The following is a 20267-nucleotide window of genomic DNA, read 5'->3' as shown; positions in this document are numbered from 1 at the left end:
CTTCGCTCTTGATGTGTGGCGCTGGCTTGCCGGGCCGAAGCTCGCGGCCGAAGTCCGTCTTCGCGTCCGCTTTGCTCCAGCTACGCCGGACCGTTCGCCCTTCGGTCGTTGCGTGGCTGTGCCGCGCGTAGCCCGCAGGGCGAAGCGTGGTGGGCCCGGCAGGACTCGAACCTGCAACCAGACCGTTATGAGCGGCCGGCTCTAACCATTGAGCTACAGGCCCCGCCGCGAGACGGTTCGCGGGATGCGCGGCCGGCAACGGTGCGCGGTTCGTTTACAGGGATGGGGGCGGGGGTGCAATGCTGGCTCTGGCTCGCGAGAACGCCGGGCGCGCAGTTTCGGATAACCGAATTTGATGACGATGTCTGTATATCCCCTGTTTTGCCCGACGGAGCAAACGCCCCGCGGCGGCCCGCTTTTTGTCCCCCGTAACCCATTGAAATTATTAGGCTCGTTTACTGTGCATGGGGTTGTTTTGCGATATTTGATGGAGGGGGCCTCCGGGGTCCCCCTCCGATGTCCTGCCGGCTCGCCGCTGAGCTGCCGCTAGTCCACCGAGACCCCGGCGAACTCCACCACCTTGCGCCACTTCTCCGTCTCATCATTGACCAGCTTGCCGAACTCGGCCGGCGTCATCGGCTTGGGGATGCCGCCGACTTCAGTGAGGCGCGCGATCAGCTTCGGGTCCTTCAGCGCTTCGCCGACGGCCTTGTTGAGGGTCTCGATCACTTCGCTCGGCGTGCCCTTCGGCGCGGAGATGCCGTAGAAGCCGACCGATTCGAAGCCCGGCACGGTCTCGGCGATCGCGGGTACGTGGGGCACGCTCGGCCAGCGCTGCGGCGAGGTCACGCCCAGCGCGCGGACATTGCCGCCCTTCACCTGCTCCATGGCCGAAGGCAGATTGTCGAAGATCAGCTGCACCTTGTTGGAGATGATGTCGGGGAAGGCGATGGCGGAGCCGCGATAGGGCACGTGCACCATGTCGCACTTGGTCAGCACCTTGAACAGCTCGGCCGACATGTGCACCGAGGTGCCGTTGCCGGACGAGGCAAAGGAGATCTTGCCGGGATTGGCCTTGCAGTAATCGACGAACTCCTGAACCGTCTTCGCCGGAAACGCGTTGGAGACGACCAGCATGTTGGTGAGCTGCATGATGCTGGCCACCGGCACGGTGTCGCGCAAGAAGTCGAACGGCAGCTTCTTGTAGAGCGAGGTCGAGATCGCGTTGTTGGGCGCGACGAACAGCAACGTGTAGCCGTCGGCCGGCGAGTTGATCGCGGCGGCGGCAGCGATGTTGCCGCCGGACCCCGTGCGGTTCTCGACGATGAATTGCTGGCCGAGGCGGTCCGACAGCCACTGCGCCATGATCCGCGCCACGATGTCGACCGGGCCGCCGGCCGCAAATCCAATCAGCCAGTGCACGGGGCGGTCGGGATAGGCGGCGGAGGCGGGAGGCGTGACGCTGAAAAGACCTGAGAGGACCGCGAGCCCAAAAAAAACGCACCGCAAAATTCGCAACATGACGTCTCCCATTGTTCTATTGTCGTTGGGCGATATGCTTTCACAAAATCCGCTCCCTGCCTACATCGCCGCAAGTCGGTGTTGACGCAGGCCCGCAGGGAATGACCATGAGATTCGCGATGATCGCTCTTGCTGCAGTGCTGCTCGCCAGCCCCGCTGCTGCTCAAACCGGAGGCACGGCCATTCCGACCACGACGATCAGCTTGGGCACCGCGACGCCCGGCGGCGGCTTCCCGCTCTATGGCAACGCCGTTGCCGAAGTGATGAACGCGGCCGATCCGCAAATCTCCATCGCCCCGCGCAACACCAAGGGCAGCAACGAGAACATTCCGCTGCTGGAGAAGGGCGAGCTCGATCTCGCGCTGGTCGCAGGCGAGCCGGCCTATGAGGCCTTTGCCGGCATCGGGCGTGCGCCGGTTCGGCTGAAGATACTCACGGCGATCTATTCCAACCCCGGCATGTTCGTGGTGCGCGCAGATAGTCCCTACAAGACGATCCGCGATCTCGTCGGTCAGCCCGTGGCGTTCGGCGCCAGGGGCTCGGGCCTGCCGATCCTGGCGCGCTATGTGCTGGATGGCCTCGGGCTGAGGCAGGATGAGGACTTCAAGGCCATCTATCTCGATCGCGCCGGCGACGGTCCCGCGATGGTCGAGGACGGCCGCGTCGCCGCGCTCTGGGGCGCCGGCATCGGCTGGCCCGGCTTTGCCGCGGTCGCATCGAGCGCGTCAGGCGCGCGCTTCATCGCGCCTGATGTTGAAGAGATGACGCGCATCCGCGCCAAGCATTCCTTCCTGAAGCCGTTGCTGGTGCCGGCCAATAGCTATCCGAACCAGTCCGCGCCGATCGCCTCGCTCGGGTCCTGGAGCTTTGTGCTGACGCGCGAGGATCTGCCCGAGGAAATTGCCTATCGCCTGGCGAAGACGCTGCACGGCGTCGAGACGAATTTCTGCAAGAAGCTCGCGCAGGCCTGCGAGACCACGGCCTCGAACACGGTTGCCGCAGCGCCGAGGCCGGAGCTAATTCATCCGGGAGTCGCAAAGTACTTCCGCGAGATTGGAGTTATGAAGTAGCTCGTGACCACACCCGCGCTCGTCATGCCCGGGCTTGTCCCGGGCATCCACGTTCTTCTGTCTGTGCGGCTAAACGTAGATGGCCGGGACAAGCCCGGCCATGACGTTGCAGCTAGTACCCACTTTTCTTGGAACGTGAGTCGTGATTCAAGGTCGGGATGATACCCGAAGCAAGAGAAGTCCACCTTTCGAGGAAAGATCGCAAGGTGCTTGAGGCGTGCTGTCGCTCACCGGTGACGTTGCAGCGCGATTTGAAGCGGGCGCGGATAGTTCTGTTGGCGGCGGATGGGCGCAGCACCCGGTCGATCGCCAAGGAAGTTGGGGTCCAGCCGCGGATTGTCAGCCTTTGGCGGCATCGCTATGCCGACCATGGCCTTGAAGGGCTGCAAGACAAGCCGCGGCCTGGCAAGCAGCCGATCTATACGAAGACGACCGACAAGCGGATTCTGAAGCTGCTGGATAAGCCGCCACCGCAAGGGTTTGCGCGCTGGACCGGCCCCCTGCTGGCCGAGGCGCTGGGCGATGTCGATGTCCAATATGTCTGGCGGTTCCTGCGCAGCCACAAGATTGACCTGGTGGCTCGCAAGTCCTGGTGCGAGAGCAACGACCCGAACTTTACGGCCAAAGCCGCCGATGTTGTCGGCCTCTATGTCGCGCCGCCGGCGAAGGCCATTGTGCTGTGCGTGGACGAGAAGCCCTCGATCCAGGCTTTGGAGCGAGCGCAGGGTTATCTGAAGTTGCCCAATGGCCGCGCCTTAACCGGCCAAAGCCACGATTACAAGCGGCATGGCACCACAACATTGTTTGCGGCGCTCGAAGTCGCCACCGGAAAGATCATCGCGACCCATTCAAAACGCCGGCGCCGCGTCGAGTTTCTCGATTTCATGAACAGCGTCACCGCGACTTTTCCGAACCGCAAGCTTCACGTCATCCTCGACAACCTCAACACCCATAAAAAGAACGAGGACTGGCTCAAGGCCCACCCCAACGTGCAATTTCATTTCACGCCGACAAGTGCGTCATGGCTCAATCAGGTCGAAGTATGGTTTTCCATCTTGCAGGGGCAGTCGCTCAGCGGCACCTCCTTCACGAGCCTCAAGCAGCTTCAGGAACACATCGATGCCTACGTCAACGCATACAACGACAGAGCCGAGCCCTTCGTCTGGACCAAGAAAAAGGTCCGTCAACGCCGTTTCAAAGGCCGCCGTATCACTCAGCTCTGATTCCGGGGACTAGCTTGCGTTGCCGGTCACTTCTTCACCATCGCACATGCCGGGTCCGGCGGACCGAACGCCTTGTCGCCCGAGATGGTCGTGAGGATCTTGTAATAGTCCCACGGATATTTGCTCTCCTCCGGCGTCTTCACCTGCACCAGCCAGAGGTCGTGGACCATCAGATTGTCCTCCCGCAGCTTGCCGTTGCGGGAGAAGAAATCCTCGATCGGCTTCTCGCGCATCTTGGCTGCGACCTTGAGCGGATCGTCGGTGCCCGCTTCCTTGATGGCGTTGAGATAGTGCATCACGGATGAATAGACGCCGGCCTGCCACATCGACGGCATCTTGTTCATCTTGGCGAAATAGCGCTTTGACCATTCGCGGGTCTTGTCATCCATGTCCCAGTAGAACGACGTGGTCAGCAGCAGGCCTTGCGCCGCCTGCAGGCCGAGGCCGTGGATGTCGGTGATCAGCGCCAGCAGCGCCGCCATCTGCTGGCCGCCCTTGAACACGCCGAACTCCGAGCCGGTCTTGATCTCGTTCATGTTGTTGGGGGGCCCTGCGGCAATGCCGATGATCTTGGCCTTGGAAGCCTGCGCCTGCAGCACGAAGGAGGAGAGGTCAGGCGTCGCCAGCGGCGGCCGCACCGAGCCCAGCACCTTGCCGCCATTGGCGGTGACCACCGCGGAAGCGTCGCGCTCCAGCGAATGGCCGAAGGCGTAATCGTCGGTGATGAAGAACCAGCTGTCGCCGCCGCGCTTGACCACGGCGTCCGCGGTGCCGACCGCGAGCGCGCGGGTGTCGAACACCCACTGGATCGCGTAAGGCGAGCAGAACTTGCCGTGGAAATCGGCGGTGCCGGTGGAGTGGGTGATGAACAGCCGCTTCTTCTCGTTGGCGATGTTCTGCACCGCGAGGCCGACCGCCGAGACCGGCACGTCGACGATCAGGTCGACCTGCTCGACGTCGAACCAGCGCCGCGCGAGCGAGGCGCCGATGTCGGCCTTGAGCTGATGGTCGCCGACCACGACGCTGATCGGCTTGCCGAGCACGGTGCCGCCGAAATCGTCGATCGCCATCTGCGCCGCCGTCACCGAGCCCTGGCCGGTCGGTGCAGAGGCCGGGCCGTTCATGTCGGTGAGCACGCCGATCTTGACGACGTTGTCGGAAACCTGCGCCGATGCCGCACCGGACAGCAGCGCCGCCGTCAAGGCGGCCGCGACCGGCAGTCCAAATCTGATTGGATTCATGCTTGTCCTCCCCTATTCCGGCACGTTGGCCGGTGTTGCCCCGGGTATGCCCGGCTGAATTGGTTTCTTTTGCAACTATTTTGGGGCGGGCGTCAATGTCAGGCTGCGAAGCGGATCTGTCCTGCGGGTGAGGGATCGTAGCCGGTCAGCTCCTCGGCGCGCTGGCGCAGCCGCCGCTCGTTCAGAAATCCGATCAAGGCCTGCATGGCGGGGCGAAAATAGCTGCGCTGCCGCATCGCGAGGTCAAAATTCTCCCAGACCAGCGGCACGAAATCGAGGCCGGCCGAACGCGCGGCGGCGCGCGTCGCGATGCCGCAATCGGCCTGGCCGGCGCGGACCAGTTCCGCGAGATCCGGTCCGGTGAGGGCCGGCGTCTCGACCCGGCGCAAATCCCGCGTCGTGGCGCCCGCGCGCTTCAGCAGCACGTCGAGCAGCATCTGCGCGCCCGTGCCCTGTTGCCGCATCGCCATCCGGGCGCCGAGCGCGAGCACGTCGGTCAGGCCGTGCAGATGCTTGGGATTGCCTTGCGGCAGCACGAGACCCTGTTCGCGGCGCACGAACGCGACCAGCACCGCATCATGCAAATCCGGAGCGGCCCGCAGCGCTTCGACACTGGCATCCCCAGTGAGATCGTCGGAAGCATCCAGGCCGTGGAAATGTATCGCCGCCGCCATCACCTCGTTGCGCTGCAAGCGCTCGAGCCCGCGCACGCTACCCTCGCTCATCGATCCCAGGCCCGAGCCGGATTCGCGCAGGCTCCAATCCAGCAGTTCGTCCTGGCTGCCGCCCACGACCGGCGGCGGCTCCGCGATCAGCATGCCGGCCGGACGCGCGAGGCCAGAGAGCACCCAGAGATCGAGTTCGTGGCGCGGGAAGAGCCACTTCCCGGTCACCTTGGTGCAGGGGATCGCGCCGGTGGTGACGAGTTCGTAGAGCTTGCGTTCGCCGAGCCGAAGATAGTCGGCGGCTTCGCTGGTCGTCAGGAATTCCATCCTGCATTCCTATGCAAATTCTTGCTTCTTTTTGACGTTCGACGCAGGTGGAATTCTGCATTTCAAGTTCTCGTCCGCCGGGACCATGCCTGATCATCTCGCTGCTTTGCAACACATCCTCACGCGCGTCTTTTGCTTTGGTGAACGATCCTGCGATGGCAATCGGCATGCCGATCTGCGTTGCCGAAATTTCCCGAGCCGCGCGATTGCCGCCTTAGGTCCAAGCCCTGCCGCCGGTAGTGGCTTGATTTAAATTCTATCTGTTGTTGTTCGCATGGGGCGTCGCAGCGCGCAAACACGTCACGAGTGCGGCGCAATCGATCATCATCATGATCGCGTCATAGCCAATGGGAACCTGATCATGGGCCGCCTGTCCGCTGCATTCGCGCTCTTCTGCGGCCTCACCGCGGGCGTTGCGGCCTCGTCCGCGGAAGACCGCGCAATCGTGCTGGCCTCGACCGCATCGACGCAGGAGTCCGGTCTGCTCGACTATCTGCTTCCGATCTTCCGCGACAAGACCGGCGTCGACGTGACGGTGATCGCGCGGCGCGCCGACGAGGTGCTCGACGGGCCGCGAAGAGGCGAGGCGGACGTCGTGCTGATGCATGCGCGACCGCAGGAGGAGAAATTCGTCGCCGACGGGTTTGGCGTGAAGCGTTTCGACGTGATGTACAATGACTATGTGCTGATCGGGCCGAAGAACGATCCCGCCGGCGTCAAGGGCAAGGATATCGCGACGGCGCTGAAGGCGATCGAGGCCAAGGGCGCGCCGTTCGTGACGCGCGGCGATCGGTCGGGCACGCATGCTGCGGAGCTGGCGCTCTGGATCGTCGCCGGCATCGACATCGCCGGGGCCAAGGGCGCCTGGTATCGCGAGGCCGGGCAGGGCATGGCCTCGGCGCTCGACGCCGCGCGCGCCGCCAGTGCTTATGTGCTGTCGGATCGCGGCAGTTGGATCGCCTTCAGGGATCGCGGCGATCTCGATATCGTCGTCGAAGGCGACCGGCGGTTGCTCAATCAGTACGGCGTGATGCTGGTGAACCCCGAGAAGTTTCCGAACGTGAAGAAGGATCTCGCGCAGACCTTCATCGATTGGCTGACCTCGCCGGAGGGGCAGACGGCGATCGCAGGCTACAAGGTCGACGGGCAGCAGCTATTCTTCCCCAATGCGGATAGGTCGGGCGGTTGACGGCGGTATCGCCGGTGGTTGCCAAACCGGGCGATGCATGGTCCACCATGGCGCATGACCCAGCGCCTGCCGCCATCGCTGACCCCGCTCGACACCGCGCTCGCCGCGTTGCTGAGCGGGCTTGAACCGCTCGCACCGGTGGAGTTGCCGCTGAGCGAAGCGGCCGGCTGCATCGCGGCGGGCACGCCGCTGCTTGCGGCCCATCCGCATCACGACATCGCCGCCGCGGACGGCTGGGCGCTCTGCGCCAACGATCTCGTCGGCGCGTCCTCTTATTCGCCGCTGCCGTTGACACAAGCGCCCGTGTGGGTCGAAGCCGGTGACGCGATGCCCGACGGCTGCGACTGTGTACTCGATGCCGACGCGGTCGATCCATCGGGGCCGCTCGTGCAGGTGCTGGCGGAGGGCGTGCCGGGGCAGGGCGTCAGGCGTGGCGGCAGCGACATCGCGGCGCGCACGCCGGCCGGCGCCGAGGGCCAACCGGTCGCCGCGGCCGATCTGCTGCTCGCGCGCGTTGCCGGCTTGGACAAGCTCGGCGTGCGTCGGCCCCGGCTGAGCATCGTCAACGTGCCGGGTGCAACGGCAACGATGCATATGATCGCCGCGATCGCGGGCGCCGCGGGAGTGGATGTGAAGACGCATGAGGCCGGCGCGCGTGATGCGGTGTCGATTGCCGATGCGCTGGATATATCCTCTTGCGATCTGATCCTGACGGTCGGCGGCAGCGGAGTTGGCCGCGGCGATGCGGCCGTCGCCGCGCTGGCTCAGCGTGGTCATGTGATCGCCCACGGTCTTGCGCTTCAGCCCGGGCGTACCGCCGCGGTCGCGAAGCTCGGAAAGGTTCCCGTCGTCGCCTTGCCGGGCTCGCCGGATCATGCGCTGGCGGTGTGGCTCGCGCTCGTGCTTCCGCTCATCGACCGATTATCGCTGCGCCGGCCGCGCCGGCAGGTGAGCCTGCCGCTTGCGCGAAAAATCGCGTCCAGCGTCGGCATCGTCGAGATCGCTTTGCTGGCCAGGGAACATCACGGCTGGACGCCGCTCGCCGTGGGCGAATGGCCGCTCCAGGCCATTGCCGGTGCGGATGCATGGCTGCTCATTCCTGACAGCCACGAGGGATTTGCGGCAGGCGTGCCGGTCGATGCCTATCTAATGTGGGAATGATATGGGTTTTGGCATGTCGATGAACCCGCAATCGCAAATCCGCAGCGCGCTCGAACAGGAGCAGTTCCTCAAGATCCTCTCGCGCGAGGAGGCCCTGGCGCGCTTCGAGGCCGCGTTGTTCCCGCGCGCCGTTCCGAGCGAAAAGCGCAAGCTCGGCGATGCGCTCGGCGTGGCGCTCGCTGAAGACATCACTGCGCCGATCGACGTTCCCCCTTTCGATCGCTCCAATGTCGACGGTTTTGCCGTGCGCTCGGCAGACCTTGCGGCGGCTGGCGAAGGCGCTCCTCGGCGCCTCACGCTGAACGGCGAGACCATCCACTGCGGCACCGCGCCGACGCTCCAGGTGGCAGCGGGAACCGCAACGCCGATCGCCACCGGCGGTCCGTTGCCGCGTGGCGCCGACGCGGTCGTCATGGTCGAGCACACCCAGCCGGTTGGCCTTGATGCGATCGACGTGCGTCGGGCGGTCTCGCCCGGGCAATTCGTGTCGTACGCCGGATCCGACATTGCGCGCGGCGAGGCGCTGCTGCGTGCCGGCACCATCATCGGCTCGCGCGAGATCGGCATGCTGGCCGCGTGCGGCGTCGCCGGGGTGACCGTCGCGCGGAGGCCGCGTGTCGCCGTGATCTCCACCGGTGACGAGCTGGTCCAACCCGGCGGGGCTCTTCCGCCCGCCGCGATCTACGACACCAACGGCGCCATCGTCACCGCTGCGATCGACGAGAATGGCGGCGAGGCGATCTTCCTCGGCGCCATTCCGGACGATGAGGCGAAACTCGAATCCGCCATGCGCCGCGCGCTCGCCGAATCCGACATGCTGGTCCTGTCGGGCGGCACCTCGAAAGGCGCGGGCGACTTGTCGCATCGCATCATCGGCCGGCTCGGCCAGCCCGGCATCATCGCGCATGGCGTTGCGCTCAAGCCCGGCAAGCCTTTGTGCCTTGCGGTGTGCGACGGCAAGCCGGTGGTGATCCTGCCGGGCTTTCCGACCTCGGCGATGTTTACCTTCCACGACATGGTCGTGCCGGTGCTGCGCAAGCTGGCTGGCTTGCCGCCGCGCTCGGATGCCAAGGTGAACGCGACCGTGCCGGTGCGCATTGCGTCCGAGCTCGGCCGCACCGAGTTCGTCATGGTGTCGCTGGTCGAGGGCAGGGACGGTCTGATCGCCTACCCCTCCGGCAAAGGGTCTGGTGCGGTCACGTCCTTCGCGCAGGCTGATGGCTTTTTGCGCATTGATGCGCTCGCCGACCAGATGCCGGCCGGAACTGAAACCGAGGTGACGCTGTTCACGCCGCATGTGCGCGTGCCCGATCTCGTCATCGTCGGCAGCCATTGCACCGGCCTCGATCTCGTCACCGCCCAGCTCGCGCATGCCGGCCTGGCCGTGCGCTCGATTGCCGTCGGCAGCCTCGGTGGACTCGCGGCCGCAAAGCGCGGTGAATGCGATTTGGCGCCGATCCATCTGTTCGATGACAAGAGCGAGACCTACAACTCGCCCTATCTCGTCGAGGGGCTCGAGCTCGTACCGGGCTGGCGTCGGATGCAGGGCATCGTCTTCCGCACGGACGACAGGCGTTTCAAGGGCCTCGGTGCGAAGGAGGCCGTCGCGGCGGCGCTCGCTGATCCCGCCTGCATCATGGTCAACCGCAACCAGGGCGCCGGCACGCGCATCCTGATCGACCGGCTGCTCGGCGGTGCGCGCCCGGAAGGCTACTGGAACCAGCCGCGGTCGCACAATGCAGTTGCGGCAGCTGTTGCGCAGCACCGTGCCGACTGGGGCATGACCATTGCGCCGGTCGCCCAAGCGGCCGGCCTCGGTTTCATTCCGTTCGCGGAAGAGCATTATGACTTCGCGCTGGTCACGGCGCGCAAGGACCGGCCGGCGGTGCAGGCGTTTCTCGATGCGCTTGGCTCGAATGAGGCGCGCGCCGCGCTGGAGCGGGCGGGATTCCGGCCTGCGTAGCGACGGTGCAGAAGACCTCGCGCATCAAATATTCGGCTGAAGGAGCGGACTGATACCGGCTGGGTCTGCAGCTACGATGCCTGGTCGGTGCGGCTGGCGGCTTGATCGGACTGACCGCGTTTGCGCTCCCGTTCCTCGGCTTCGGCGAGCGCACGCTGGGCGGCGGCCGACAACGGTTTCGGGTCCGGCGGGACTTCCACGGTGTCAGGCTTGCCCAGCTGCTTCGTGCGATCGATTGCGTCCGAAACATCGAACGCGATATCGACAACATCGAAAATGACTTCCAAGAGCGAGTCGGCCATGGCTCATCCGGGGCAACGTCCCAATCATTGGTCGTTCGCTTCTTAGGTCCGGTTCATAGCCAGGAGCTCAAGGCCATGAACAGGCAACGCATTAGGATGCATCATCCAGCGCCGCCAGCCGTTCGGCCTCGGCGATATCCTCGACCGTATTGGCGTTGAAGAACGGATCTAGCGGCTCGGTTGGCCACGTCACCGTCGCGAGCGGATAGCGCGCGGTCCAACGGTCGATCTTGCGGAGGTCCTCGACGACCAGTGCGTGCCTGAGTTCGTCGCGCAAGCCGACGCGCCACAGGCCGATCACGGGATGGGACTGCTCGCCTGATGCCGCCACCGCGAGCTGAGCGTTCTCCCGTTTTCGCGCTTCATGCAGGCGCGCGACCAGATCGCGCGGCAGGAACGGGCAGTCGCCGGCGGCGCTGAGCACCCATTCGACGCCCGGCCGGTTCGCCGCGGTCCAGTCGAGCGCGGCGAGGATGCCGGCGAGCGGACCGGGAAAGCCGGGCACGTCGTCGGCGACGACCTGCAGGCCGAACGCGGCAAAGCGCGCGGGATCGCCATTCGCGTTGAGGATCAGTCCGCTGCACTGGGGCGAAAGGCGCGCGATCACGCGCTCAAGGATGGTGCGGCCGCCGATCGTGCGCATCGGCTTGTCGCCACCGCCCATGCGCCGCGCCAGGCCGCCGGCGAGCAGCACGCCTTGCGTCGGCAAACTCTCAGTCGTCACCAGCTTCACCCTTGCGCTTGTGCTTCGCCGACTCTTCCTCGACGTAAGCGAGGTCCTGGTCGTAGACGATGCGTTCCTCGCCCGCGAGGACGATGAAGCGTTTGCCGCGGGTGCGTCCGACCAGCGTCAGCCCGACCTGTCTTGCGAGATCGACGCCCCAGGCGGTGAAGCCGGAGCGCGACACCAGGATCGGAATTCCCATGCGGACCGTCTTGATCACCATCTCCGAGGTGAGCCGCCCCGTGGTGTAGAGGATCTTGTCGCTAGCATCGACACCGTGGCGGTACATCCAGCCCGCGATCTTGTCGACGGCGTTGTGGCGGCCGACGTCTTCGGTGTAGCAAAGCGGGGTGCCTTCCTTGCACAGCACACAGCCGTGGATCGCCCCGGCCTCCAGATAGAGCGAGGGCATCGTGTTGATGGTCTGCGTCATCTGGTAAAGCCAGGAGGTGCGTAGCTCGGCCTTCGGCAGTGCGACGCTTTCGACCGCCTCGAGCAGATCGCCGAAGGCGGTGCCCTGCGCACAGCCCGAGGTCTGCGTGCGCTTCTTCAGCTTGGCCTCGAAATCGGTGTGGTGCGTGGTGCGCACCACGACCACCTGGAGGTCGTCGTCGTATTCGACCTCCGTGACCACGTCATTATATTTCAACATGTTCTGGTTCAGCAGGTAGCCGAGCGCCAGATATTCGGGGTAATCGCCGATCGTCATCATGGTGACGATCTCCTGGGAATTCAGGTAGAGCGTCAGCGGCCGCTCCATCGGCACCTTGATCTCGACCCTGGCGCCGGTCTGGTCGGTCCCGGCCACGCTCTGGGTCAGGCGCGGGTCGGCCGTGTCAGGGACGATCAGGGGCACGGGGGCTTTGTCGATCTTCATCATGGCGGCGAGGTTAGCATGACATTCGGGTCAAGCCGATATAAGCATGCTGACGGAAAACGAAATGCCTCCGTTCGTCATTGCGAGGAGCGAAGCGACGGAGCAATCCAGAGTGCCACCGTGGAAGCAGTCTGGATTGCCTCGCTTCGCTCGCAATGACGGGGAGGGATAGCGGTTCCACCAAAACCAAGTCGCTCGCGGACACGGAGCTGGAATGAAAGTCATCGGCCTTGCAGGCTGGAGCGGTGCGGGCAAGACCACGCTGTTGACGCGGCTGATCCCGCATTTCAACGCGCAAGGGCTGCGCGTCTCGGTCATTAAGCATGCGCATCACCAGTTCGACGTCGATGTCCCCGGCAAGGATTCCTGGCGCCATCGCGAGGCCGGCGCGGCCGAGGTGCTGGTTGCTTCGTCAAACCGCTGGGCCCTGATGCACGAACTGCGCGGGGCGGCGGAGCCGCGGCTGCCCGAGCTCCTGAGCAAGCTTTCCGCGGTCGATCTCGTCGTGGTCGAGGGCTTCAAGCGCGAGCCGCATCGCAAGATCGAGGTGCATCGCGCGGCGAATGGCAAGCCGTTGCTGTTTCCCGACGATCCCGGGATCGCCGGGATCGCGGCCGATACCGCCATTGACACGGGGCTGCCCACTGTCCATCTCGACGATGTCGCGGCAGCTGCGGCGTTGCTGCTGCGCGCCGCGATGCCGGTCGAAGAAGCGGTGGCGAAAAGCGCCGCGATACGCTGACGAGGCACCATGGCGCAACTGTCGGACGATTGCTTTGCCTTCGGCGGCCCGATGATGTCGGTCGACGAGGCCGTCGGTCTCATCACGACGCGCGTCAACGCGATCGCCGATCTGGAGACGGTGGCGCTGGTCGACGCGGACGGGCGCGTGCTGGCGCGCGATGTCGCAGCGCCTCTGCCGCTGCCGCCCTTCACCAACTCGGCGGTCGACGGCTACGCCATGCGCAACGCCGACATTCCTGAAGCCGCGGAGCGGGCGTTCCCGCTCGATGGCCGCATCCAGGCCGGCGGCCTCGCGCAGGCGCCGATCAAGCCCGGCCATACCGCACGCATTTTCACGGGCGCGCCGATGCCGCCGGATGCAGAAACCGTCTTCATGCAGGAGGACGTTCGCATCGACGATGACGGCAAGATCGTGCTGCCGCCGGGGCTGAAGCCCGGCGCCAATGTCCGCCCCGCGGGCGAGGACATCCCGAAGGGGCACATTGCGCTGCGCGCCGGCCAGCGCTTGCGGCCGCAGCATGTCGCGCTCGCCGCCGCGTTCGGACTTGTCAGTCTCGACGTCATCAGGCGCATTCGCGTTGCGGTGTTCTCGACCGGCGACGAGTTGGCCTCGCCCGGCGAGCCGCGCGCGGCCTCGCAACTGTTCGATTCCAACCGCTTCATGCTGATGGCGATGCTGCGCCGGCTCGGCTGCGAGGTCAGCGATCTCGGAATCTTGCGCGACGAGCGGACTTCGCTCGCGAATGGCTTGAAGCAGGTGGCCGGTGATCATGACCTGATCCTCACGACCGGCGGCGTCTCGACCGGCGAGGAGGACCACGTCAAGGCGGCGGTCGAGAGCATCGGCTCGCTGGTGCTGTGGCGGATGGCGATCAAGCCTGGCCGTCCCGTGGCGATGGGCATTATCGACGGCACGCCGCTGATCGGATTGCCCGGCAATCCCGTCGCGAGCTTCGTGACCTTCGTCCATGTCGTGCGCCCGACGGTGCTGGCGCTCGCCGGCGGCCTGCCGGAGCCGCTTCTGCCGATCCCGATGCGGGCGGCTTTCACCTACAAGAAGAAGGCGGGCCGGCGCGAATATGTTCGCGTCTCCTTGCGGCGGGCGCAGGACGGCACGCTGGAGGCGGTGAAGTTCCCGCGCGAAGGAGCCGGGCTGTTGTCCTCGCTGGTCGAGACCGACGGCCTCGTCGAGCTCGGTGAGAGCGTCACGGGCGTCGAGCCAGGGCAGGACGTAGGCTTTTTGTCCTACGCCGATCTGCTCTAGCGGCCTTGCGTTGACGCCATCGATCGGTCCCGCCATGTTGCGCCCATGACCAGAACGACGCTCGATCTCACCGGACTGAAATGCCCGCTGCCCGCCCTGAAGACGCGCAAGGCGCTCAAGCCGTTGCAGCCGGGCGATCAGCTCGAGGTCCACTGCACCGATCCCTTGTCGGTGATTGACATTCCGAACCTGATCCGCGAGACCGGCGACAAGGTCGAGATCACCGAGCGCAACGAGGCGCGCATCGTGTTCCTGGTCGAAAAGAGCGACGCCCCGTAGAAAGGCGAATATTCACGGCGGCGACGTTTGACTATGTTGCCTGCGCGGGACACGGCCGGAACTTCGCTGCAATGCGAAAGGCGCCGATTGGTGCCGTGCATGAGCTCAAACCCAAGTCTCTCAAACCCAAGACCCTCAATCCCAAGACCCTCAATCCCAAGACCCTCAAACCCAAGACTCTCAAAGACGTCGGGCATGACTTTCTCAACATCGAGGGCAAGCGCTGCCGCAGGTCCCGCGGCGGGCCGCGAGCCTGCCGTCAAGCCCGGCAAGACGGCTGCAGGGCCGGAGTTCGGCGCGCTGGCGCAGGCCTCGATCCTGATCGTCGACGACGAGCCGGGCATGCGCAATTTCCTGGTGCGCACGCTTGGACCGCGCTGCAAGCTGGTGGACGAGGCGGCCGATACCGACCAGGCCTCGCGCAAGCTCGATTCCAACCGCTACGACGTCGTCATTCTCGACAACATCATGCCAGGCAAGAACGGCGTCGATTGGCTCGCCGAGCAGCGCGCCGTCGGCTTTTTCGCCGACGCCATCCTGATCACCGCTTATGCCGACCTCGACACCGCGATCCAGGCCCTGCGCGCTGGTGCGGCCGATTTCGTGCTCAAGCCGTTCCGCTCCAACCAGATCCTCAACGCGGTGGCACGATGCCTCGACCGTGTCCGCCTCCAGCGCGAGAACTATGTCCTGCGCTATGCCCTGCGTGCCTCGTCCGACCGCACCTTTCTGCGCGACAATCTGATCGGACAATCGGCAGCGACGCTGCGCGTGCGTGAGACCATCGCGCGCGTCGCACGCCTGCCGACCTCGGTTCTCCTCACCGGCGCATCCGGCACCGGCAAGGAAGTGGCAGCACGCTCGATCCACTCGTTGTCCGACCGCGCCGATAAGCCCTTCGTGCCCGTCAATTGCGCGGCGATCCCGCCCGAGATGATCGAGGCGGAGCTGTTCGGACACATCAAGGGCGCCTTCACCGGCGCCGATTCGGGGCGTGAGGGCTTGTTCCTGTACGCGCATGGCGGCACGCTGTTCCTCGACGAGATCGGGGAGCTGCCGCTGCCGATGCAGAGCAAGCTGCTTCGCGTGCTCGAAGACCGCCGCGTCCGTCCGGTGGGCTCCGAGCGTGAAGTTCCGGTCGACCTGCGTTTCATCTTCGCAACCAATGCCGAGCTTCAGAAAGAGGTCGAGAAGGGCCGTTTCCGAGCCGATCTGTTCTACCGGCTCAACGTGATGCAGATTCACCTGCCGCTCCTGAAGGATCGCGGCGATGACGTGCAGGAGCTTGCCGCCATCTTCATGAGCAAGCTGTCGGCTCAGCTCGGCATGCCGCCGGTGCCGATCGACGCCTCGGTGCGGGCGGCGCTCGCAAGCTATGACTGGCCGGGCAATGTGCGCGAGCTGCGCAATTTGATCGAACGCACGCTGATCCTCGGCGCCTTCCCCGACGATTTCGCCGGTCCCCGCAACGACGGTCAGTCGGCACCTGCCGACAGTCTCGCCGAGCTCGAGCGCCGTCACATCCTCGGTGTGCTGAAGGAGGCCAACGGCAATCGCGAGGAGGCGGCGCGGCGTCTCGGTATCTCGCGCAAGACCATCGACCGCAAATGCGCGTTATGGGATGTCTGATGGTGCCCGCCGCAGCGGTGAGCTCGTGCGGGGACGCTCCGTCCGATTCCGGTTGCTCGCGATCGCTCTGCTGCCGATGCTGGTCATCCTGCCGCTCCTGCTCGGCGTTGCGATCTATCGCTGGAACGCGAAATTCGACGCGGCCCTGATCTCCAAGGTGAACGGCGATCTCACCATCGCCCATCAATATCTCGCCCGCATCCTGGAAAAGACCGGCGTCCAGATCCGGGCGCTCGGCCTGTCGGCCCGCTTCCAGGAGGTGCTGGCGCCGGATGCGCGCGGCTCGCTGCGGGACCTGCTCGACGAGACCCGCAAGGAGATCGGTCTCGATTTCCTGTATCTGACCAACGATCGCGGCGACGTTCTGGCCTCATCGCCCCCGCTGCAGCATCAACCGAGAGGCGACTGGCCGATCATCATGTCGGCGCTGTCGGGTCAGGTCCCTGCGACCGGCGTCGATATTTTCGGCAATGACGAGCTGGCCGCAATTTCGCCGGCCCTGGCCGAGCGCGCGCGATTGGATCTCGTGCCGACCCCGAATGCGGTGCCGACCGACCGCAGCACGGAGACGCGCGGCATGGTCGTGCACGCGGCGAGCCGGGCGATGCTGCCTGACGGAGGCGCCGCTGCGCTGGTCGGCGGCACGCTGCTCAACCAGAATCTCGAATTCATCGACACGATCAACGATCTCGTCTACCGCGCTGCGAGCCTTCCGGAGGGCAGCCAGGGCACCGCGACGCTGTTCCTGGACGACGTGCGGATATCGACCAATGTCCGTCTGTTCGAGGGACGGCGCGCGCTCGGCACGCGCGTGTCGGCGGCGGTGCGCTCGGCCGTGCTGGGCGACGGGCACACCTGGCTCGACAGTGCTTTCGTGGTCAATGACTGGTACATCTCCGCTTACGAGCCGCTGGTCGACAGTTATGGCAAGCGGGTCGGCATGCTCTATGTCGGCTTTCTGGAGAAGCCGTTCAGCGAAGCCAAATACCAGACGTTGGTGATCATCATCGCAGCGTTCATCGCGATCACCGCCGCGACCGTACCGATCTTCCTGCGCTGGGCGACCTCCATCTTCATGCCGCTGGAGCGCGTCACGGCGACGATCGGCGAGGTGGAGCGCGGGAACCTCTCCGCCCGCACCAAGATGCCGGTGTTGGGTGACGAGATCGGCCGCGTCGCGGTTCATCTCGACAGCCTGCTCGACCAGATCCAGGAACGCGACCGGCAGCTCCGGGAATGGAATGAGGAACTGAACGTCCGCGTGCTGGAGCGCACTCGGGATCTCGAGCACGCCAATCTCAAGCTCGAGGCAACCACCAAGCAGCTCATCATGTCCGAGAAGCTGGCTGCGATCGGCGAGATCACCGCCGGCGTTGCGCACGAAATCAACAATCCGATCGCGGTGATGCAGGGCAATCTCGACGTCATCCGCAGCGTATTCGGGGCCGATGCCGACAAGGCGAAGGTCGAGTTTCGCCTGCTCGACGAGCAGATTCACCGCATCAGCCAGATCGTGACCAAGCTGCTGCAGTTTGCAAGGCCGGAGGAATATGCCGGCTATGTCGAGCGCCATGCGCCGACAAGCGTCATCTCCGACTGTCTGCCGCTGGTGCAGCATCTTCTGAACAAGACCGAGATCGCAGTGGTCAGGGACGACCGCGCCAGCCGGCTCGTGCTGATGAACCGGAACGAGCTGCAGCAGGTCCTGGTCAATCTCATCGTCAACGCGATCCACGCCATGCCGGACGGCGGAACCCTGACGCTCCGCTCCTTCGATGCCGAGCGCGACGGCCATCAAGGCGTCGCCATCGAGGTCACTGATACCGGCATCGGCATGAGCGCAGACGTGATCGCAAAGATTTTCGACCCCTTCTACACCACGAAACGGCGGCAAGGCACCGGACTGGGCCTCTCCATCAGCCAGACGCTGATCAAGCGTCAGGGCGGACAGATCACGGCCGAAAGCCACCTCGGTTCCGGGAGCACCTTCACGATGTGGCTGCCCGAAGCGACCTGATTGGACATTTTGTCCTTGGATTCGGGACATTCTGTCCGGCACGGCACGTTGCGCTGCGGGAAGTCGTTGAATCGTCACGATGCGACTTCTGGCACGCGCGTTGCTCCTCTCAAGACAGGGTGTTGAGGGGGATGAGGGCGCGATAGCCGTCACGGCAACGCTGCTTGCGAGGCGAAGGGACATCGCCCGCGATCAGTTGCTTGCTCGGCGCGCAAGACGGATGCGCACCAGACGATTCCACTTCGGCATGAATGAAGTCCGACCTGTCATGCGCGGCTGCCAAGCACGCACACGACCGGTCGCAAACCGATATGCCGGCAAGGCCGCGCTTGGGAGGGAATGCTTATGACGACTGCCGATACCGTTCTTGCACCGGTTGGTGCTTCCGGCTTCCTCGATCGTGAACGCACGATCGCGAAGGCCGGGTTCAATCGCTGGCTGGTGCCGCCGGCCGCGCTGTGCATCCATCTCTGCATCGGCATGGCCTACGGCTTCTCGGTGTTCTGGCTGCCGCTGTCGCGCTCGATCGGCATCACGCAGAGCAAGGCTTGCCCCGACATCTCGTTGTGGCAGGAGCTGTTCACCACGACGTGCGACTGGAAGGTCGCAAGCCTCGGCTGGATGTACACGCTGTTCTTCGTCCTGCTCGGCGTCTCTGCCGCGATTTGGGGCGGCTGGCTCGAGCGTGCCGGCCCGCGCAAGGCAGGTTTCGTTGCCGCGCTTTGCTGGGGCGGCGGCCTCTTGATCGGCGCCTTCGGCGTCTACGTCCATCAACTCTGGATCATGTGGCTCGGAGCCGGCGTCATCGGCGGCGTCGGGCTCGGCCTCGGCTATATCTCGCCGGTGTCGACGCTGATCAAATGGTTCCCCGATCGCCGCGGCATGGCGACGGGCATGGCCATCATGGGTTTTGGCGGTGGTGCGATGATCGGTGCGCCGCTCGCCAATCTGCTGATCAACTACTTCAAGACTGCAACGGATGTCGGCGTCTGGCAGACCTTCGTCGTGATGGGCGTGATCTATTTCATCTTCATGACGATCGGTGCCTTTTCGTATCGGGTGACGCCGCCCGGCTGGCAGCCCGATGGCTGGACGCCGCCGAGCGAGAAGAAGTCGATGATCACCGAGCACCATGTGCACCTCAACAACGCGCACAAGACGCCGCAATTCTGGCTGATCTGGTGGGTGCTCTGCTTGAATGTCTCGGCGGGTATCGGTGTGATCGGCATGGCCTCGCCCATGCTGCAGGAAATTTTCGCCGGCAAGTTGATCGGGCATCCGGAGCTGACGTTCAGCCAGCTTTCGGTCGAACAGAAGGCATCGATCGCGGCGATCGCCGCCGGCTTCGCCGGCCTGCTGTCGCTGTTCAATATCGGCGGCCGGTTCTTCTGGGCGTCGATGTCGGACCTCATGGGGCGCAAGAACACCTACTACACGTTTTTCATCCTCGGCATCGTGCTCTACGCGCTGGCGCCCACCTTCGCGGCGATGGGCTCGAAACTGCTGTTCGTGCTCGGGTTCGGCATCATCCTGTCGATGTACGGCGGCGGCTTCGCGACGGTGCCGGCCTATCTTGCCGACATGTTCGGAACCCAGTTCGTCGGCGCCATCCATGGCCGGTTGCTGACGGCATGGTCGACTGCCGGCATCATCGGTCCGGTCGTGGTCAACTACATCCGCGAGTTCCAGCTCGCGGCCGGTGTGCCGCGTGATCAGCTCTACAACACGACGATGTACATCCTGTGTGCCATGCTGATCGCCGGTTTGATCTGCAACTACCTGATCAAGCCGGTCGATCCGAAATGGAACATGAGCCACGAGGAGGTGGCCCGCCTGCAGGCGGCCAGTGCGAAGAGCGAGGCGTCGGTCCAGCACGGCTCGTTCGGCATCGGCAAGGGCGGTCTGGATGCCAATGCGGCGCTGTTCTGGGCCTTTGTTGGCGTGCCGCTCGCTTGGGGCGTCTGGAAGACGCTGGAGAGCGCGGTCAAGATCTTCTGATCGCACGTTCATCGCGGCGGGAGCGCACCATGCGCGCTCCCGCCGCTCATTTCGATTGTTTCAAAACTACCCC

At 64.9% G+C, this 20267-nt stretch carries 17 protein-coding genes and 1 tRNA gene; 11 read left to right on the top strand and 7 right to left on the bottom strand.

What is annotated here, in order from left to right; all coding sequences use genetic code 11:
• Positions 1–147 precede the first annotated feature (147 nt).
• Positions 148–223 (bottom strand) — tRNA-Ile (locus CIT37_RS32020).
• A 323-nt stretch (positions 224–546) separates the two neighbouring features.
• Positions 547–1521 carry a Bug family tripartite tricarboxylate transporter substrate binding protein gene (locus CIT37_RS32015; RefSeq protein WP_161966247.1) on the bottom strand — a complete coding sequence of 325 codons (975 nt, stop codon included), beginning with the start codon at positions 1519–1521 and terminating at the stop codon, positions 547–549.
• A gap of 107 nt (positions 1522–1628) precedes the next feature.
• Here CIT37_RS32015 and CIT37_RS32010 point away from each other — a divergent pair, with 107 nt between their 5' ends.
• The gene (locus CIT37_RS32010) at positions 1629–2591 is read left to right on the top strand and encodes a TAXI family TRAP transporter solute-binding subunit (protein ID WP_095425560.1); all 963 of its coding nucleotides are present in this window, start codon (positions 1629–1631) and stop codon (positions 2589–2591) included.
• A gap of 158 nt (positions 2592–2749) precedes the next feature.
• Positions 2750–3814, top strand: coding sequence for an IS630-like element ISRj1 family transposase (locus CIT37_RS32005; RefSeq protein WP_011084514.1), 1065 nt, complete (start codon positions 2750–2752; stop codon positions 3812–3814).
• Positions 3815–3840: 26 nt separating this feature from the next.
• On the opposite strand, the gene CIT37_RS32000 is transcribed toward CIT37_RS32005, so the two are convergent.
• Both CIT37_RS32000 and CIT37_RS31995 read right to left on the bottom strand, forming a co-directional pair.
• A complete protein-coding gene (locus CIT37_RS32000) occupies positions 3841–5055 on the bottom strand; it encodes an ABC transporter substrate-binding protein (protein ID WP_095424402.1) in 1215 nt (404 codons plus the stop codon).
• A 98-nt stretch (positions 5056–5153) separates the two neighbouring features.
• Positions 5154–6047 (bottom strand): substrate-binding domain-containing protein, encoded by an 894-nt coding sequence (locus tag CIT37_RS31995; protein WP_028142263.1) that lies wholly within the window; start codon positions 6045–6047, stop codon positions 5154–5156.
• Between the two features lie 361 nt (positions 6048–6408).
• Here CIT37_RS31995 and CIT37_RS31990 point away from each other — a divergent pair, with 361 nt between their 5' ends.
• From CIT37_RS31990 to CIT37_RS31980, 3 genes are read left to right on the top strand one after another with little or no spacing between them, the layout of a single operon-like run.
• Positions 6409–7236 carry an ABC transporter substrate-binding protein gene (locus CIT37_RS31990; protein ID WP_095424401.1) on the top strand — a complete coding sequence of 276 codons (828 nt, stop codon included), beginning with the start codon at positions 6409–6411 and terminating at the stop codon, positions 7234–7236.
• 54 nt (positions 7237–7290) lie between these two features.
• Entirely contained in the window at positions 7291–8397 is a 1107-nt protein-coding gene (locus CIT37_RS31985; protein ID WP_095424400.1) for a molybdopterin-binding protein, read from the top strand.
• 1 nt (position 8398) lies between these two features.
• On the top strand, positions 8399–10360 hold the full coding sequence (locus tag CIT37_RS31980; protein WP_095424399.1) for a molybdopterin biosynthesis protein: 1962 nt from the start codon (positions 8399–8401) through the stop codon (positions 10358–10360).
• A 71-nt stretch (positions 10361–10431) separates the two neighbouring features.
• Here the strand turns inward: CIT37_RS31980 and CIT37_RS31975 are convergent, their stop codons facing one another.
• The 3 genes from CIT37_RS31975 to fdhD form a co-directional block, all read right to left on the bottom strand.
• Positions 10432–10662, bottom strand: coding sequence for a hypothetical protein (locus CIT37_RS31975; RefSeq protein ID WP_028142267.1), 231 nt, complete (start codon positions 10660–10662; stop codon positions 10432–10434).
• Positions 10663–10753: 91 nt separating this feature from the next.
• Positions 10754–11395, bottom strand: coding sequence for a molybdenum cofactor guanylyltransferase MobA (gene mobA / locus CIT37_RS31970; RefSeq protein ID WP_028142268.1), 642 nt, complete (start codon positions 11393–11395; stop codon positions 10754–10756).
• Positions 11376–12266 (bottom strand): formate dehydrogenase accessory sulfurtransferase FdhD, encoded by an 891-nt coding sequence (gene fdhD, locus CIT37_RS31965; protein WP_095424398.1) that lies wholly within the window; start codon positions 12264–12266, stop codon positions 11376–11378. Before fdhD ends, mobA begins: the two co-directional genes overlap by 20 nt.
• 211 nt (positions 12267–12477) lie before the next feature.
• Between fdhD and mobB the strand changes: the two genes are divergently transcribed.
• From mobB to CIT37_RS31935, 6 genes are all read left to right on the top strand, one after another.
• Positions 12478–13005: a molybdopterin-guanine dinucleotide biosynthesis protein B gene (mobB, locus tag CIT37_RS31960; protein WP_028142270.1), complete on the top strand. Its 528-nt coding sequence runs from the start codon at positions 12478–12480 to the stop codon at positions 13003–13005.
• Positions 13006–13014: 9 nt separating this feature from the next.
• On the top strand, positions 13015–14271 hold the full coding sequence (locus tag CIT37_RS31955) for a molybdopterin molybdotransferase MoeA (RefSeq protein WP_095424397.1): 1257 nt from the start codon (positions 13015–13017) through the stop codon (positions 14269–14271).
• Between the two features lie 45 nt (positions 14272–14316).
• Entirely contained in the window at positions 14317–14550 is a 234-nt protein-coding gene (locus CIT37_RS31950; RefSeq protein ID WP_028142272.1) for a sulfurtransferase TusA family protein, read from the top strand.
• A 195-nt stretch (positions 14551–14745) separates the two neighbouring features.
• Entirely contained in the window at positions 14746–16179 is a 1434-nt protein-coding gene (locus tag CIT37_RS31945; protein WP_028142273.1) for a sigma-54-dependent transcriptional regulator, read from the top strand.
• A complete protein-coding gene (locus tag CIT37_RS31940) occupies positions 16172–18196 on the top strand; it encodes a sensor histidine kinase (protein ID WP_095424396.1) in 2025 nt (674 codons plus the stop codon). The genes CIT37_RS31945 and CIT37_RS31940 overlap by 8 nt, the downstream gene beginning before the upstream one ends.
• 345 nt (positions 18197–18541) lie before the next feature.
• Positions 18542–20194: an OFA family MFS transporter gene (locus CIT37_RS31935; protein ID WP_028142275.1), complete on the top strand. Its 1653-nt coding sequence runs from the start codon at positions 18542–18544 to the stop codon at positions 20192–20194.
• Positions 20195–20267 lie beyond the last annotated feature (73 nt).

It is taken from the genome of Bradyrhizobium ottawaense (assembly GCF_002278135.3).
Taxonomy (GTDB): domain Bacteria; phylum Pseudomonadota; class Alphaproteobacteria; order Rhizobiales; family Xanthobacteraceae; genus Bradyrhizobium; species Bradyrhizobium ottawaense.
Note: the sequence above shows the minus strand (reverse complement) of the source record. Positions and strands in the feature narration are given on the sequence as shown.